Annotated in this window: 15 protein-coding genes and 1 tRNA gene; 10 read left to right on the top strand and 6 right to left on the bottom strand. The window is 67.8% G+C overall.

Annotated features, from left to right (window positions below; genetic code table 11):
* Positions 1 to 203: 203 nt before the first annotated feature.
* From aceB to NDI65_RS16710, 3 genes are read right to left on the bottom strand one after another with little or no spacing between them, the layout of a single operon-like run.
* Complete coding sequence (gene aceB / locus NDI65_RS16720) at positions 204 to 1,505, bottom strand: malate synthase AceB (protein WP_089776840.1); 1,302 nt, start codon at positions 1,503 to 1,505, stop codon at positions 204 to 206.
* The gene (gene aceA / locus NDI65_RS16715; protein WP_008577906.1) at positions 1,498 to 2,535 is read right to left on the bottom strand and encodes an isocitrate lyase; all 1,038 of its coding nucleotides are present in this window, start codon (positions 2,533 to 2,535) and stop codon (positions 1,498 to 1,500) included. Before aceA ends, aceB begins: the two co-directional genes overlap by 8 nt.
* Complete coding sequence (locus NDI65_RS16710; protein WP_007276079.1) at positions 2,532 to 2,786, bottom strand: hypothetical protein; 255 nt, start codon at positions 2,784 to 2,786, stop codon at positions 2,532 to 2,534. The genes aceA and NDI65_RS16710 overlap by 4 nt, the downstream gene beginning before the upstream one ends.
* A 348-nt stretch (positions 2,787 to 3,134) precedes the next feature.
* On the opposite strand from NDI65_RS16710, the gene NDI65_RS16705 reads away from it, so the two are divergent.
* From NDI65_RS16705 to NDI65_RS16690, 4 genes are all read left to right on the top strand, one after another.
* Positions 3,135 to 4,088: an ABC transporter ATP-binding protein gene (locus NDI65_RS16705; protein ID WP_089776839.1), complete on the top strand. Its 954-nt coding sequence runs from the start codon at positions 3,135 to 3,137 to the stop codon at positions 4,086 to 4,088.
* A complete protein-coding gene (locus NDI65_RS16700) occupies positions 4,085 to 4,861 on the top strand; it encodes an ABC transporter permease (protein WP_310893859.1) in 777 nt (258 codons plus the stop codon). Before NDI65_RS16705 ends, NDI65_RS16700 begins: the two co-directional genes overlap by 4 nt.
* 144 nt (positions 4,862 to 5,005) lie before the next feature.
* Positions 5,006 to 5,905 (top strand): S49 family peptidase, encoded by a 900-nt coding sequence (locus NDI65_RS16695; RefSeq protein WP_310893858.1) that lies wholly within the window; start codon positions 5,006 to 5,008, stop codon positions 5,903 to 5,905.
* On the top strand, positions 5,892 to 6,935 hold the full coding sequence (locus NDI65_RS16690) for a hypothetical protein (RefSeq protein ID WP_310893857.1): 1,044 nt from the start codon (positions 5,892 to 5,894) through the stop codon (positions 6,933 to 6,935). Before NDI65_RS16695 ends, NDI65_RS16690 begins: the two co-directional genes overlap by 14 nt.
* A gap of 96 nt (positions 6,936 to 7,031) precedes the next feature.
* Here NDI65_RS16690 and NDI65_RS16685 read toward each other — a convergent pair whose 3' ends face one another.
* Positions 7,032 to 8,930: an ABC transporter ATP-binding protein gene (locus NDI65_RS16685; protein ID WP_310893884.1), complete on the bottom strand. Its 1,899-nt coding sequence runs from the start codon at positions 8,928 to 8,930 to the stop codon at positions 7,032 to 7,034.
* Positions 8,931 to 9,093: 163 nt separating this feature from the next.
* Between NDI65_RS16685 and trmY the strand changes: the two genes are divergently transcribed.
* From trmY to NDI65_RS16665, 4 genes are all read left to right on the top strand, one after another.
* On the top strand, positions 9,094 to 9,690 hold the full coding sequence (trmY, locus tag NDI65_RS16680) for a tRNA (pseudouridine(54)-N(1))-methyltransferase TrmY (RefSeq protein ID WP_089776834.1): 597 nt from the start codon (positions 9,094 to 9,096) through the stop codon (positions 9,688 to 9,690).
* Between the two features lie 84 nt (positions 9,691 to 9,774).
* Positions 9,775 to 9,847 (top strand) — tRNA-Pro (locus NDI65_RS16675).
* Positions 9,848 to 10,125: 278 nt separating this feature from the next.
* The gene (locus NDI65_RS16670) at positions 10,126 to 11,367 is read left to right on the top strand and encodes an ABC transporter substrate-binding protein (protein ID WP_089776833.1); all 1,242 of its coding nucleotides are present in this window, start codon (positions 10,126 to 10,128) and stop codon (positions 11,365 to 11,367) included.
* A 108-nt stretch (positions 11,368 to 11,475) separates the two neighbouring features.
* A complete protein-coding gene (locus NDI65_RS16665; RefSeq protein ID WP_310893856.1) occupies positions 11,476 to 13,797 on the top strand; it encodes a hypothetical protein in 2,322 nt (773 codons plus the stop codon).
* Between the two features lie 114 nt (positions 13,798 to 13,911).
* Here NDI65_RS16665 and NDI65_RS16660 read toward each other — a convergent pair whose 3' ends face one another.
* Entirely contained in the window at positions 13,912 to 14,106 is a 195-nt protein-coding gene (locus tag NDI65_RS16660; RefSeq protein ID WP_004041873.1) for a cold-shock protein, read from the bottom strand.
* A 252-nt stretch (positions 14,107 to 14,358) separates the two neighbouring features.
* Here NDI65_RS16660 and NDI65_RS16655 point away from each other — a divergent pair, with 252 nt between their 5' ends.
* A complete protein-coding gene (locus NDI65_RS16655; protein WP_089776832.1) occupies positions 14,359 to 14,976 on the top strand; it encodes a class I SAM-dependent methyltransferase in 618 nt (205 codons plus the stop codon).
* Positions 14,977 to 15,009: 33 nt separating this feature from the next.
* Here NDI65_RS16655 and NDI65_RS16650 read toward each other — a convergent pair whose 3' ends face one another.
* The gene (locus NDI65_RS16650; RefSeq protein ID WP_089776831.1) at positions 15,010 to 15,726 is read right to left on the bottom strand and encodes a hypothetical protein; all 717 of its coding nucleotides are present in this window, start codon (positions 15,724 to 15,726) and stop codon (positions 15,010 to 15,012) included.
* Positions 15,727 to 15,845: 119 nt separating this feature from the next.
* Between NDI65_RS16650 and NDI65_RS16645 the strand changes: the two genes are divergently transcribed.
* A complete protein-coding gene (locus tag NDI65_RS16645) occupies positions 15,846 to 16,577 on the top strand; it encodes a hypothetical protein (protein ID WP_089776830.1) in 732 nt (243 codons plus the stop codon).
* Positions 16,578 to 16,601 lie beyond the last annotated feature (24 nt).

Here is a 16,601-nt window from a genome sequence, read left to right as displayed (position 1 = left end):
AACTCGCGCGGGCGGACCTTGAGAATAGCGTCGGCCGGAGGCCTGTCGAGTCGAAGCGGACCGCGCGGGACTGCCGAAAAGGGCGAGGCGCGTCGCCCCCGCGGTTCGGGCGAGCGCGTCGTAGAGCTACGAAACCGGACGCCGTCGTCTGACCAAGCCGGACGCGGGGCCGACGGCGGACCCCCTGTGGTCGGTGCCCGCGCTCAGAGGCCCACCTCCATCGCGCGCTTGACGACGCCCGCGCCGTAGCGCTCCTCCAACTCCTCGTGTTGGTCCGGGCGGTGTTCGTACACGTCTTGGAACAGGCTGATGGGCGTCATCGCGGCCTGATAGGTCGCTTCGTCCCACATGCGGTCCTTGGCGATGTCCATTTCGGTGCCGCCGATGCGGAGCGTCGCGGACTGCGTCATGGCGATCGCGCCGCGGCCGGCCTCCTTGGCCGCCTCGAACTCCTCCATGGAGTCGACGATGTCGTCCATGCTCGGGACGTACGAGGTCAGGCCCAGCAGTTCCTCGCGGAGTTCGTCCGCGGTGAGCTCCCGCGCGTCGCCGCCGACGCGGAGTTCGTAGCCGCCGTCGGTGGGTTCGAGCGAGAGGCGGTCGCCGTCGTACACCTCGACGCCGTCCTCGGACGCGAGTTCGACCTCCTCGCCGCCCGCGTCGAGGAGCCAACTGCCGGTCTTCGGCGGGAGCGGCGATGTGTTGGCCTCGACGACCTGCCCGGGGGTGAGCGACCAGATGCCGAGCATCCCCTTCGCCTGATTCTCGGTCATGCGCTCGCGGTAGCCCTCCACGTCGCGGATGTCGTCGTAGGGTCCGTCGACGGCGATACAACCGGCGGCGCTGGCCCCGCGAGAGGTGTTGTGTCGAAGCTCCGGCCACGCCGGGAGTTCGCCCGTCGGCGTCATGGCGCGCATGTCCTTCGTGTAGTCGACCTCGCCGTCGACGAGGAGGAACAGCCGTTCGAGGTTGTTCGTCGGCTTGCCCATCTCGTCGCGGAGGTCGCCCATGGCGAGTTCGGCCGCGCCGCTCTCGATGATGACCGACATGGCGAGGCTCCCCTCGTCGAGTCCGTGCTCGTTCTCGACGATGGTGAAGCACTCGTCGGCCTTTTTCCAGTCGTCGATGCCGCCGACCTCGGGGATGACGAAGCCGTCGATGTGCTCGACCGCGCCCCGCTCGGGGTCGGTGACGTCGAGCATGTGCTGGAAGCCCTGATACCGGGTTTCGGGGCTGTCGCGGTGCCAGACCATCCGGGGGTGAATCTCGCCGGGGAAGTCGGCTCCGTGTTCGGAGATAACCTCGACGATGTTCTCGGCACCCTCGTCGCGCATCGACGGCGCGGTGGCGTCCTCGTTGTCGGGGACCCACACGTCGGGCGCTTGCATCCCGCGGAGGCCGGCCGCCCGTCGGAGCATCTTCGCGGAGTCGTCTTCGCCCTCGACGGCCGTCGGCGAGGTGAAGAACGTCCGCACGAACTCGCGGTCGTGTCTGCGCTCAGTCATCGTCGTTGCTCGTGATGGGGTCGGCCTGCTCCTCGCTGAACCCTTCGGACTCCTCGATGCGCCGGCGCGCCTCGGGGTCGAACTGCGTCTCGATGTCCTGGTACCGCGAGACGAACGACAGCTCGTGGTGGCTCTCGGTCGGGTGGTCGAGGTAGCGCTGTTCGAGGTCGAACTGGCCTTCCTCGTCCCGTTCGGCGAGCTTCTTGAAGTCCTCGTAGACGGCGTGCGCGCCCGAGTGGAGGCCGAACAGCGTGATGAAGATGTACTTGTAGCCGAGGTCGCCCAGCTCCTGGAACGTCAGCGGGTCCTCCTCTTCGGACCACGCGAACGACGACGAGTAGTTGAACGCGAGCTTCAGGTCCGGGTGGGTCTCGTGAATCTCCTCGGCGTAGGCGACGGCGTCCTCCCGTGAGGGGTTCGGCATCTCGGGCCAGACGATGTCGACGCCGGCGTCGGCGTAGATGCGGCCCCGCTCGACGTGTTCGTCCCAGTCGCCGTTCGAGGAGCCGTAGGCGTCGGTGCGGGCGATGACGACCGTGTCCTCCGACTGCTTGGCGTCGACGGCCGCCTCGAAGCGAGCCTTGGCCTTCTCGCGGGAGACGATCTGCTTGCCGGCGATGTGGCCACAGCGCTTGGGCGTCGTCTGGTCTTCGATGTGGACGGCGGCGACGCCGGCCTTCTCGTACTCGCGGACGGCGCGGCGGACGTTGTGGATGCCGCCGTAGCCCGTGTCGCAGTCGGCGATGACCGGGAGGTTCGTCGCCTCGACCATTCGCTTTGCGTTCTCGACCATCTCGGTCATCGTGACCATCTCCAAGTCGGGGAAGCCGAACTGCCCGAGGACCGTCGAGTAGCCGGACATGTAGGCGGCGTCGTGGCCCGTCATCTCGGCGAGGCGGGCGTCGAGCGCGTGGTACATGCCGGGCGCGAACACGAAGTCCTGCGTGTTCAGCATCTCCCGCAGTTCGCGGGCCTTCTGGTTGTCAACATCCTGTGCGAAGACGTCGCTGTCGAGTTCGGTCGGGTTCATTGGGTGTCGGTGGACTGCATCGTTCGCTCGATGCGGTTCAGTTGGGCGCGGAGCGCGGCGAGTTCGCGCCGGATGGTCGTCATCTCGTCGTCCTCGCCCGGTTGTCGGATGAATGGGACGAGCGGCGCGTCCATGTTCTCCTCGTTGTTGGGGTAGCGCCGCGCGGCGCGGGGACGAGTCGTCGTCGAGCGAGGGGTGGTCGGCGTGCGGGTCGTCGTGTCGGTTCGGGTCGTGTTGTCGCGGTCTGTCATCGGTTACGTCGGTGGTGTCGGCGGTCGGTAGCGGTCGGTTCGTATCGCGGTCGTCGAGCGGTCGGTCGCGTGGTGTGCTGCGGATACTACCATCGGATGTCTCCTCACCCGGTTCGACTGCCGAGAACTATTAATAGTTAATGATTGATAATGATAATATTAGTTAATGACTTAGTTCTGTACGGACGGATATTAGGCCTTAATTTGACACGTGGTAACACATCTGGGCTCTCCGTGCGGACTCAGAGCGTCTTCGGCCCCGCCCGGCGACCGGCCGTGCCACGCCGTGACGGGGCGTTCCGCGGACACTACGCTTAATCGCGTCCACGCCCGACGACGCACCAACGAATGGCATCCGCGATTGAGATACGCGACCTGACGAAGTCCTACGGCGACGTCCGCGCCCTCGACGGCGTCGACCTCGACGTTCCGGAGGGGTCGTTCTTCGGGCTGTTGGGGCCGAACGGGGCGGGGAAGACGACGTTCATCAACATCCTCGTCGGCCTCGTCCGCAAGACCGGCGGGAAAGCGAGCGTCTTCGGTTACGACGTGGAAGACGACTACCGCGAGGCCCGCGACCGTATCGGCCTCGCGCCGCAGGAGTTCAACGTGGACCGCTTTTTCCCCATCCGCGAAGTGCTCGAACACAAGGCGGGCTACCACGGGATTCCGCACGACGAGGCCCGCGAGCGCGCCGACGAGGTGCTCAAGCGCGTCGGCATCTACGACAAGCGCGACACCCGCTTCGACTGGCTCTCCGGCGGGATGAAACGCCGCTTCATGCTCGCGCGGGCGCTCATCACCGACCCCGACCTGCTCATCCTCGACGAGCCGACCGCCGGGGTCGACGTGCAACTGCGCCACGAACTCTGGGAGACCATCGTCGACCTCAACGACAGCGGGACGACCATCCTGCTCACGACCCACTACATCGAGGAGGCCGAACGCCTCTGCGACGAGGTCGCCATCCTCGACTCCGGCTCCGTCATCGAGGTCGCCAGCCCCGAGGAACTGATGGACCGCGGCACCGACGACATCGTCGTCCAACTCCGCGACCCGCCGACGGCGGTGCCCGACTTCGCCGCCGACGACGACCGCGTCGACGCGGTCGAACTCGATGGGGCTCGCCTCGTCGTGACGGCGCAACAGGGCGGCCTCGTCGCCCCCGACGTGGTGCAGGCGCTCGACCGGCAGGGCCACGAAATCGTCGACCTCGAAATCTCCCGCACGTCGCTCGAAGAGGTGTTCGTCGAGATGACGAGACAGGGCGAGGGCCGCGCCACCGCGGAGGTCGAGCAATGAGCCTCGCGAGCCTCGACGTGACCGGCTTTTACGCCCTGCTTCGCCGCGAGGTGCTCCGGTTCGTCCGCCGTCCGCGAAACACGTTCGTCCCGCCGTTTATCACGAACGTGCTGTACTTCTCCGTGTTCGGCGTCATCCTCGGCGAGCGCATCAACGAAATCGCGGGCGTCCCGTACATCCTGTTTATCCTCCCCGGCCTCATCGTCCTCGGAGCCGTCTCCAACGCCTTCGAGAACGCCTCGTTCTCTATCTTCCACGGCCGCTGGAACCGCTACATCGAGGAGGCGCTCACCTCGCCGCTTTCGTACTCCTCGATGGTCGGCGCGTACGTCCTCTCCAGCGCGACCCGCGGGGTGCTCGTCGGCGCGCTCGTCGCCCTCATCGGGATGGTCTTTACCACCGTCGGCGTCGCCCAACCGCTCTATCTGGTCGCGTTCATGCTCGTCATCACCCTGCTTTTCGCGGGCCTCGGCGTGGTCGGCGGCCTCTGGGCCGACGACTTCGACGACCTGACGATGATGAACCAGTTCATCCTCCGACCGCTGGTGTTCTTCGGCGGCGTCTTCTACTCGCTCAACGAGATTCCCGAGACCTTCCAGCAGGCGTCGCTCCTCAACCCGATGGTGTACATGGTCAACGGCGTCCGCTACGGCTTCCTCGGCGTCACCGAGGTGGACCCGAACCTGTCTCTCGGCGTGCTGACGGCGCTCACGCTCGCCGTCGTCGGCCTCAACGTCGTGCTGTTCCGGCGCGGCTACGGGCTGACCGACTGAGGCCGGTCGGCCGACTCCGTCTTCTCGCGTCTCGTCGTCCGGGTTTCGGTCGTCGAACCGGCGTTCGCCGACTGTCTTATCCACCGAACTGTCTTTTCTAATGACAAGTATTTTGTCACCGGCTCTAAAACTCCCGTCCGCAGTATGGTATCAAAACCCTCCTCCGCGGCGTCGGCGCGGACCGTCTCGGTCCTCGCCCTCGTCGCGGCCGTCCTGGTTGGAGCATTCCTCGCCCCCGTCGTCTACGACGCGGCCGCGCCCACCCCAGACAGGGTCGCGGTCATCTCGGTCGACGGGACCATCACCTCCTACACAGCTGACCAGCTGGAAGAGGACCTCCACGAAGCGCGAGAGAACGAATCGGTAAAGGCGGTCGTCCTGAAGGTCGACAGCCCCGGCGGCTCCGCGGCCGCCTCAGAGCGGATGTACATGGCGGTCAATCGGACCGCCCAAGAGATGCCCGTCGTTTCGAGCGTCCAAGGCACGGGCGCGTCAGGGGCGTACTACACGATGCTCCCCTCCGAGAGCATCTACGTGACGCCTTCGTCGGTCATCGGGAGCGTCGGCGTCCGCGGGTCGGCCCCCATCGGCGGCACGTCCAACGAGATTCGCACCGGCCCGGACAAGGCGTCGATGACCGTCGACCAGCGCGAAGCCCAGATTGAGACGCTGAAACACGCCTTCGTCGGCAGCGTCATGGAGCACCGCGGCGACGACCTCTCGCTGTCGCGCGAGGAGGTCGCCTACGCGAAGGTCTACACCGGCGCTCGCGCCACGCAGAACGGCTACGCCGACGACATCGGCACGCTCCAGACGGCCATCGACCGCGCCGCCTCCGAGGCCGGCCTCGAAAACTACGAGGTCGTCGAGAAGGACCCGCCGACCCGGTCCGGTATCATCCTTCTCAGCTCCCAGAGCGGTAACTCGACGGTCGTCATCGACGAGAGTCCCATCGGCTACGACGGCGTTCGCGCGCCGCAGTTCCTGATGGTGTACGGACAGGTGCAGTACGAAGACGAGGTGATCGCTAATGTCTCAGCGTAACGTACTCAGCGGGACGGTCGTCTTCGCGGTCGCGCTCGGCCTCATCTTGGTCGGGGCCGCGGTGGCACCCTACGCCGTCCAACTCGGCGGCAGCGACTCGACAGACACCCAAAACGCCGCCAAACAGGCGTTCGACGCGGACGAACTCGTCGCCACGCCCGGCCCCGAGTCTGGCGAGGTGACGATGGACTCGAACGCGGCACCGAAGACCGTCCTCATCGACGTGGCCCACGGCAACGACGTGAGCGAGTCCGACGTGCAACCGCTCGTCGACGCCCTCGTCGCCAACGGCCACCAGGTGAAGTACCTCACCCGTGAGGACGCCCAGCGGAACTTCAACGCCTCGCTCCGTCAGGCCGACGCCTTCGTCGTCGTCAACCCCGAACAGCCGTACACCAGCGGCCAGCTCGCCGGTGTCCGGAAGTTCGAAGACGCCGGCGGCCGCGTCGCCCTCGTCGGCGACCCGCAGTCCGCGGGCACGACGAGCATCCTCGGGCTCGTCACCGTCTCGGTATCGTCCGGGGCCACCGGCGGCGACGCCGGACTGACCTCCGACTACGGGGTCACGTTCGGCTCCTCGTCGCTGTACAACATGCACGACTACTACCTCAACTACGAGAACGTCTACGCCACGCCCGAGGGCGACACCGCCCTGACCGAGGGCGTCGACGAGGTCGTGTTCCGCGACGCCGCGCCGCTTTCGGTCTCGGCAGACGGCGTCTCGCCGGCGCTCGTCTCCGGCGGCGAGACCCGCGTCGAGTCGATTCGGAAGACGGGTCCGTACACGGTCGCCGCCCAGAGCGAGACGGTCGTCGCCATCGGCGACGCCGACTTCCTCGCGCCCGAGTCGGCCTACGAGGCCGACAACGAGGTGCTCGTCGGCAACCTCGCGGACTTCCTCGTCTCCGGCGACAAGGAAGCCGGCGCGCCCGCACCCGCCACGCCCGAAGCAGGCGGCGCGGCCGGTCCGGCACCGGGTTCGACAACGGGCTCGGCACCCACCCGAGGAACCACGCCCACGCCGGCGTAACTGCGTCGCCCCGACGCGACCGAAGCCGGCCGCCGGCGTTCCCGTCTCGAACTCGACTTTTTTGTCACTCGCCTCCGAGCGACCGCTGAGCCGCCGTCAGGCGTCGTCGCCGCCGTCGGCGACCCTGTCGGCGATGCGGTCGGCGTCGGCGTCGTCGGCCGCGCGGCTTCGCTCGACCAGCCGCGCGAGGATGTCCGCCGAGACGCCGGACACGTCGCCTGCCTGAATACCCCACAGCGTCGCGTAGAGGCCGCCGAGTTCGACCAGTTCGTCGTGGGTGCCCGATTCGACGACTTCGCCCTCGTCGAGGACGACGATGGCGTCGGCGCGGCGAACCGTCGAGAGCCGGTGGGCGATGACGAGCGTCGTCCGACCCGCCGAGAGGCGGTCGAGCGCGTGCTGAATGAGCAGTTCCGTCTCGGTGTCGACGGCGCTGGTCGCCTCGTCGAGGACGAGAATCCGCGGGTCTTGGAGCATCGCGCGGGCGATGGAGAGTCGCTGGCGCTGGCCGCCCGAGAGCTTCACGCCGCGCTCGCCGATGCGGGTGTCGTAGCCCTCGGGGAGCCGCGAGACGAACTCGTGGGCCTCGGCGGCTCTCGCGGCCGCGACCATCTCCGACTCGGTCGCGTCGAACGCCCCGTACAGGAGGTTCTCCCTGACCGTGCCGTCGAAGAGGTACACGTCCTGACTCACGTAGCCGATGGCCTCGCGGAGGTCTCTGATGCGCACGTCGCGCACGTCGCGGCCGTCCACGCGGACCGCCCCGTTCGTGGGTTCGTAGAGCCTGAGGAGGAGCTTCGCGACGGTGGATTTTCCCGCGCCGGTGGGGCCGACGAGCGCGACGGTTTCGCCCGGCTCGGCCGCGAACGAGACGTCGCGGAGCACCTCGCGGCCGGTCGCGTAGGCGAACGACACGCCGTCGAACTCGATTCGACCGGCGACGACGTCAAGGGACTCGGCGTCGGGCGCGTCGCGGACGACGGCCTCGCGGTCGGCCAGTCCGAAGATGCGCTCGCCCGAGGCGCGGGCGTTCTCGTAGGAGTTGACGATGCGGCCCGCGCCGGACAGCGGGTCGATGAACCGCTGGGTCATGAACAGGAACGTGACGAACTCGCCGACGAGCAGGTCGCCGGTGAAGGGCGCGGGCGGGCCGAAGATGAGCCAGACGCCGCCGATGGCGAACGTGGCGGCGAACGCGACGCCAGCGAGGAGTTCCATCGACGGCTGGTAGAGGTAGTCGAGCCTGACGACCGCGAGGGCGCGCCGGTAGTAGTCCATGGAGGCGTCGGCGACGCGGTCGGTCTCGTACTCCTCGGTCGCCGAGGCCTTGATGACCTCCATCCCCGAGACGTTGTTCTCGATGCGGGTGTTGAGCGCGCCGACGCTCTCGCGGAGCGCGCGGTACAGCGGCCGAATCGTCCGCATGAACCAGACGGTGAAGACGGCCAAAAGCGGGACGGCCACGAGCGTGACGACCGCGAGCTGGGCGTTCAGGTAGAACAGCACGCCCGCGATGCCGACGACGGCGACGACCAACTGGAGGCCGCCCGAGAGCGTGCTGTCGAGGAACGTCCGCAGGTTTCGCACGTCGCCGTCGAGAATCGACAGCACCTGCCCGGTCTGTTTGTCGTCGAAGAAGGCCATGTCGAGGCGCTGGAGCGCGTCGTAGGTATCGACGCGGACGGCGTGCTGGACGCGGTTCGAGTAGACCGCGAGGCCGAGCCCCTGCACCCACGAGAGCGCGACGCCGCCGACGAACGCCCCGATGACGAGCCAGAAACTCAGCCAGAACTGCTCGGCGACGGTCGTCGGGAGCCACGACGACGGGACCAACGGCAGGGCGTACGCCGTGTTCCGGAAGAACACCGCGTCGATGGCGACCCCGAGGACGAGCGCCGGCACGATAGCGACGAGTTGTCCGAGGACGCTCGCCAGTAGCCCGACGACGAACCACGCGAGGTTCTCGCGTCCGTATTCGGCGAACAGGCGGACCATCGGGTCGCGCCCGGATTGGAGGCTCACTTACCCGAGGTAAGCGTTCCGCGAGTATGACGTGCGCGGTCGGGGTGATTCGCGCCTCCCGGTCGCCCCGGCGCTCGCCTCCCGTGCCCCCGCGCGAGTGAACACCGATAAGACCCTCACGCGCCGAGTCGGACGTATGCGCCAATTCATCGTCATCGGCCACGACGCGCCGACGACGTCCGACTTCTCGCTCGACGACATCGCGGGCGGGGCCGGCCGACTCGACGTGCTCTGTCGCTGTGTCAACTCCGCGTTCTTCCTCTCGCACGACATCCGCGAGGACGTTCGCGTCCACCTCGTCCTCGGCGACGAGTACACCGTCCGCTTCGAGGGGTCGGAACTCCGCCGCCTCAACCCCGACGAGCGCTCCACCGCCGCCCTGATTCGCAAGGCGCTCGAAAAGCGCGAGGAAGCCATCGGCCACATGCCCGCCGAGTCGTCGCCGGGGGTCTCCATCCGCCGGATGGGCTTCGAGACGACGCTGGAGGAGGCCGCCCGCAACGCGACCGTGGTCGAACTCCACGAGGACGGCGACCCCGTCGTTCAGGTCGATCCCCCCGAGAACCCGCTTTTCGTCCTCTCGGACCACCACGACTTCACCGACGAGGAAGCCGAGTCGCTGGCGGCCGCCGCCGACGAGCGGGTCCGCCTCGGCCCGGAGATTCTCCACGCCGACCACTCGATCACGGTCGCGCACAACTACCTCGACACCGCGGGGTATTCGCGGTACTGAGACGGGGTCGGCGGTGTGTCACGCCGTCTGACGGTGGCCCGTAATCACAACTGTTAAACGCGACGGTGGCTTGCCTCAAAATGCGGGCCGGTGGGGTAGCTTGGTATCCTTCGGCCTTCGGGTGGCCGTAACCTCAGTTCGAATCTGAGCCGGCCCATTTCTACCCCTATTCTACGACCGCGAGCGACTGTTCTGTCGCTCGCACTCCGAATGCGGTTGTCTGGGCGACTGAAGATTCGAACGCCCGAGCGACAGCGAGGGAAGTTCGAATCGGAGTCGAGACACCGAAACGCTTCGATGAGTTAGCCAGAGCTAACTCATTTGATGGGGACCGACGCACCGCTGAGGCGACGAACGAGACGGCCAGTCACGCTCGTGACCCCGCCGTCGCCCGAGAACCGAAGCAATTATCAATTTTAGGTGGGCCTAAAAACTATGGAGCACGACGAGACGCCACGGACGGGACTGACGCGGCGCGACTACGTGAAATACGGCGGCGCGGCCGTCGGCGGCGGCCTGCTCGCCGGCTGTACCGGGGGAAGTGATTCGGCGTCGACGGCAGACGCCGACACCGAGTCGGCGGCGAAGACCGCGACCGAGGCGACCACCGACACGGAGACCGAGACGCCCGCGGACGCGTCGTACTCGGTGACGATGTCGCCGGTCGGCACCGTCGAGTTCGACGAGCCGCCGCAGAGCATCTTCACGCGGCTTTCCCACCACGCGGGGATGGCGTTCGCGCTCGGCCGCGGCGACGACGTGAACGCGGTCAACGGGCCGGCGTACTACGACGCGACGTGGAAGCAGTTCACGGCGCGGCTCCCCGGCGTCGAGGTGAACTGGGCTGACCTGTACCCCTCGTGGGAGACGAGCAAGGAGAAGCTCTACGAACTCGACAGCGACGTGCATCTGGCCGACCCCGCGTCGGTCGTCCAACTCGAACAGTGGGACATGGGCGACGTCGAGGAGGTCGCCGAGAACGTCTCGCCGTGGTTCGGGAACTCGCTGAGCGCCCGTCATTCGTCGCCGACGGACGAGTGGACCGGCGACTACGAGTACTACACGCTGTGGGAGCAGTTCGAGAAGGTCGCGCAGGTGCTCAGAGAGGAGGAACGCTACGAGGCGCTTGCGGCCGTCCGCGACGACGTGCTCGCCGAAATCGAGGCGGGGCTCCCGCCGGAAGACGAGCGCCCGAGCGTCGCGTTGCTCACCGCGTCCGACATCGAGAAGCAGGTGTGGGCGTACACGGTCGGCAACCCCGGCTTCATGACCTCGCACATCCGGCCGCTCGAACCGCACGACGCGTTCGAGGGCTCCATCGAGTCCGGGTCGACCGTCGACTTCGAGGCGCTGTTGGAGGCCGACCCCGACGTGGTCCTCTTCCTGAGCGGGATGCAACCGAGCGTCAGCATGAACGACCTCCGGGCGACGCTCGAAGCCGACCCCGTCGCCGCGGAGATTTCGGCGGTCCAGAACGGGCGCGTCTACCCGCAGGGCGCGCGCTATCAGGGGCCGATTCTCAACCTCTTCCAGCTTGAGATGAGCGCCAAGCAGTTCCATCCCGAGGCGTTCGGCGAGTGGCCGACCTCGGACGGGGGTCCGTACCCCGAAATCCCGGGAGACGAACAGCTGTTCGACCGCCAGCGCGTCGCCGACATCGTCACCGGCGACTTCTGAGCGGCGGTCGCCCACGCCGCACCGACGGCCCCGCCAACCGGCCCCGCATTCTCCGTCGCCGGACGACACAAGAGATTTGTCCCGTCCTCGACTCCACCAGATAGACAGATGACGGACCGACCCGCGTTCGACCGACGGGCGTTCCTCGCCGCGCTCGGGAGCGCCGGCGTCGGGTCGCTCGCCGGCTGTTCGGCCCTCGGCGGCGACTCGACCGAAACCACCAACACCGCCGCCCCGACCGAGCGCGTCGACGACGACGTCGCCCGCGACCTCGCGGCGCGGTTCGCGCCGACGCTCTACTTCGACGCCGACGAGACGTGGTTCCCGACGGACCCGCGGTCGTACGCGAGCGACCGAGACGGCGAGACGGTCGTCGACGGCTTCGACGCGCTGGACGGCTACCACGCGACTCAGCGGGAGACCGGCGAGCGAGCGCCGGAGCCGACGGTGTTCTACAACGTGGTCGGCTACGAGGGCTCGTCGCTGACGGCCGTGCAGTACTGGTTTTACTCGGTGTTCGACCAGTTCACCACGAACTTCCACTGGCACGACTGGGAGGTCCTGCACGTCTTCGTCGACACGGCGGGCGACGAGCCGGTCCCCCAGCTGTACGTCGCGAGTTCGCACGCGCGGTCGGTGCCGAACAACGAGTTCCTCGACCCGGACCCCGCCCGCCCGCCCCGGGTGCTGTCGGAACTCGGGTCGCACTCCAGCGCGCTGTCGCTCAACGACCGCGCCGACCGGTTCCAGCGGCTCCCGACGGGCGGGACGTTCGCGGACATCACCAACCGGGCGTTCGACCGCATCGAGGACGCCGCGGAGATACCCATCGCCTACGGACTCCCGCGAGACGAGGGCGCGCGCCTGCCCTACGTCGTCCCGGAACTCGACGGCGCGCCGGTGTACGAAGACGAGCGGCTCCCGTCGGTCACCCGTGAGTCCCTCGTCAGCGAGGCGCTCACGGTGCGGTCGTTCGACGCGCTGTCGTCGCCGCCGACGGACCTCCCGGCGCGGTCGACGGGGCTGGTGTTCGGGCCCGAGACGGCCGCCGACCGCGACGCCGACGCTGAAGCCGATGCTGACGCCGACGCAGATATCGAGTACGCGCTCGCCCCCGCGGGCGGAGTCGAGCACATTACTGAGTTCACCGGGCCGCAACTGAGCTTCGAGTTCTCGGTCCCGGGCTTCGTCGAGGACGCGATTGCGAGCCATCTCACGACGACGAGCGCGCCGTGGAGTCAGCCGCGCTACGCCGACCCCGCGGCCGACATCTCCGACCCGACCCACCGGAGCGCCCTCGCCGAGCGGTACGACGTCGTCGACGGGCCGTCGGCGCTCAACACGCTTTTCGTTCGGGTGACGGAGGCCGTCACCGACGCGGACGCGCCGGACGGCGAGGGCGTGACGACCCGCGAGTCGGGCGTCGAGTCCGTGCTCCTCTTGGAGAGCGACCCCGAGGCCGCGCCGACGTTCGGCGGTTTCGGCGTCCTCCGGGACGTGCCCGCGGGCGACCACCGACTCACGGTCAACGGCGCAGGGTCGGCACCGCACAGCGAGACGGTTCGGGTCGGGGACGCGGGGTCCGGTTCGGCGTCCGCGACGGAGACCGAATCATCAGCCGACGACGGCGACGGCGGCGACGAAACGCTCGTCACGGCCGGGGTGGACGGCGAAGTCCCGCTCGTCGCGCGGGAGTCGGCGACGAAAGTCGAGGTCGACGCCGACGGAACCGACCGCGACCTGACGGCGCTCGCGCTCGAAGACGACTTCGCCGGCCGACTGTACGACGCGCCGCTGTCCGGGCCGGACGCCGTCTACGTCCACCGCGGCGGCGCGTACACCGTCGAGGTCCGCGACAGCGACGACGAACTCGGCGCGTTCCGCGTGAACCCCGACCCGGACACGGGCGCCGCGGGCGACGACGCGGATTCTGACTCCGACTCGGACACCGACACCGGCCCCGCGCCCGCGTCGATTCCGAGCGTCCGCATTGACGAGCCGCGGACCGGGAAGGCGTCGCTCGCGACGTTCCTCGCGGATATCTCCGCGGAGACGGCCGCGGCAGTCGCGGCCGTCGATGATGACTCGGACGGTTCAGACGACTCGGACGACTCGGCGGCCGCGGGCACGCCGAACGACTCGACGGAAACCGCGACGGGCGGCGGGCAGGCCAACGCGGTTCGCGGGCTGGCGCAGGCGCTCGAATCGGTCGCGGAGGCCGCGCGCCGGGCGGCGGAGCGCGCCGAGGCGGGCGACCGCGGACGGGCGGACGAGAGTCTCGACACCGTCGCCTCGCGGCTCGAACGCGTGGCCGAACGGCTGGCCGAGGCTCGCGGGGAGCTTCCGGGGTCGCTCTCGCGGGCGACCGACCGGCGACTCGAACAGGCGCGGCGACGCTCCGAGCAGGCCCGCGCGGCCGACGCGCTCTGAGCGGTGAGTCGATAGTTCGCGTTGCCGACCGGCCGCGAACGCGTCGCTCGCCGGTCGAATATACGCAAAATGTGAGTTATCGTTCTGCCGCGAAACGCGGCGTACTAAATTAGTTTAAAGGCGCGTGAGGTTCGTCGCGCGGGGGCCCTTGGGGGCCTGCTCGATGTCGAACTCCACATCCGTGCCTTCTTCGAGGTCCGGGCCGCCGATGTCTTCCATGTGGAAGAACACGTCGTCGTCAGCATCGTCCGTCGAAATGAAACCGTAGCCGCCAGTGTCGTTGAAGAAATCAACGTTTCCTTTCGCCATTGCTTTTGAACACACACGCCCTTTACGGATAAGACTTGTGCGGGTCGTGTTGTCACGGGGGTTATTTTATTGAATCCGTTTCCGAATCATCGGAATTTGTAGACAAATGTTCTAGTACGTCGGTTCTCTCGGAGCTCGCCTAGCGGTTCGTCGGTGATTCCGGGATTAGCTGTAGCATCGACAGTTCTGCTTTCGGGGGCGCCCGAGCGCGGCCGACGAGGTTTTACGCGTGGCCGGACGGTCTCCGACACCGTGGATGCTAACGACGTTCGTCGGAAGTGGGCAGACCGGTCGGGAGAGTTCTCGCCGGAGTACTACGCGTACTACGGGTCGAACGAGACGAGCGAGTCGATTCGACGGGTGTTCGAGGAGCGTCTCGACCTCTCGGCGTCGATTCTGGAACTCGGTTGCGGCCCCGGCCGACACCTCTCGCACCTCCGCGAACACGGCTTCGAGAACCTCCACGGCGTCGACATCAACCCCGACTGCTTCGAGGTGATGGCCGACGCCTACCCCGACCTCGCCGACTGCGGGACGTTCCACGCCGACGCGATCGAGACGGTCGTCGACGAGTTCGAACCCCGCCAGTTCGACGCCGTCTACTCCGTCGAGACGCTCCAGCACGTCCACCCCGACGACGCGTGGGTGTTCGAGGCGCTCGCCCGGAGCGCGGGGAGCTACGTCGTCACCGTCGAAAACGAGGGCGACCGGTCGGTCCCGCCCGAGGACCGCGGCGTCAACGACGAGGAGTACGACTTCCCGCTGTACTACCGCGACTGGGCGGCCGTGTTCACGCAGTTCGGCTTCGAGCAGGTCGCCTGCGAGCACGGCGACCGCGACACTCGCCGCGTGTTCCGGCGGGCCGACTGAGGCCGCGAGCGCGGCCGCCGCCCCGTTTTCACCTCAGAAGCCGCCGTAGCGGAGATACACCATGTCGGCGATGAGGACGAGTTGAAACGCTCCCTGCACGCCGCCGAGCATGGCGTTCTGTTTTCCGATGGCCGAGATGACGCCAGGGTCCGGGTCGTCGGAGGTCATCTCGAAGTACATCCGTATCTCGCCGGGCATCAGGAAGCCGAAGCCCTGCACCGAGAGGACGGTGACGACCGCCAGCGCGACGACGATGGCCGGAGTCGTCATCTGGAAGTCGCCGATGGTGGTCGCGACCCACGCGAGGGACCCGACGGTGGCGACGGCGAAGACGACCTGCCAGCGCCGGTCGCGCCACGCGTTCAGTCGGCGACCGAGCAAGAGGAGCGTCGGAATCAGGTTCGCGGCGGTGAACAGCGCGAGCCACGGTTCGGCGTGGGGAAACACCCCGAGTCGCTGGGCGAGCGTGATGCCGCCCGCGATGGTGACGAGCGCCATCGACGGGAGGAAAAACGCGGTCTTCGGCGTGAGGCGCTCGAACACCGCGGCGCTCTGTTCGTCGGTCAGCCCGCCGATGACCGGCCCGAGAATCGCCCCCATGAACAGGTCGGTGCCCGTCCACAGCAGGCCCGCCATGACGTGGACGAACGTGTGTTGCTGGAGCGAACCGACCGTGACCGCGTACCCCAACGCGACTACGGAAACCGCGACGATACCGCCCGCAAAGGCCGGGTTCGCCCGCCGTGCCATGCCCCCGATTGTCCCACCAATCGTTGCCCTGTGTTGACTCATCACATTCGAGACGTATACTATCGGTGATAAAACCGGCGACGGACGCACTTATCCCCCCTTCCCCCCACCTTCCGACCATGACTGACGCCCTCTCGTTCGATATCACGAGCGTCGACGACGTCGCGGCCAACCGCGACGAGGTCGTCGCCGCGGTCGAGGCCCACGCAGGGACCATCGCGCGCGAACTCGCCATCCTCCAGGGCGGCGACTACGGCCAAGAGACGTTCAAGACGCGCCGCGGGACGTGGACGCTCAAGTACGAGGCGGGCGCGCTCCAGTACCTCCGGTTCAAGGGGAAGTCGGGCGGCGAGACGTACGTCGTCTCGACCAAACAGCCGCCGGAGCCGAAGGCGCTGGCGACGGCGATGCAGGACTACCCGGCGTTCGTGGAGGCGTACAACGACCACGTCGAGTCGCTCGACGGCGTCCTCGACGACGTGCCGACGGCGTTCCCCGCGGTGACGACGACCGAGGAAATCGTCGCCCAGCGGGACCAACTCGTCTCGACCATCCGCGAGGTGGCCGACACCATGGCCGGCGAACTCAACCGCTTCGACGGCGAGTACGGCACCTTCACCCAGCGGGTCGGCGGCACGCGCTGGGAGCTGAAGTGGGACGGCCCGCGGGCGTCGTACCTCCGCGTCGGCGGCGAGGGCGGTATCTACCTGCTGTCGCAGTACGAACCCCCCGCCGCACCCGACGTGCGCGAACTCGCCGGCGACTTCGCCGCGTTCGTGGAGGCGTACAACGACTACGTCGAGGACCTCGAAGCCGACCTCGCGACGGTCTCGTTCGACGACGCGGGGTAGCGGGGCACCGCGACGCTTTTGGAA

It is taken from the genome of Haloferax sp. S2CR25, assembly GCF_031624535.1.
In the GTDB taxonomy this organism is placed as follows: Archaea; Halobacteriota; Halobacteria; order Halobacteriales; family Haloferacaceae; genus Haloferax; species Haloferax massiliensis.
The sequence above is the reverse complement of the archived record's forward strand: the minus strand, read 5'-3'. Positions and strand labels throughout refer to the sequence as shown.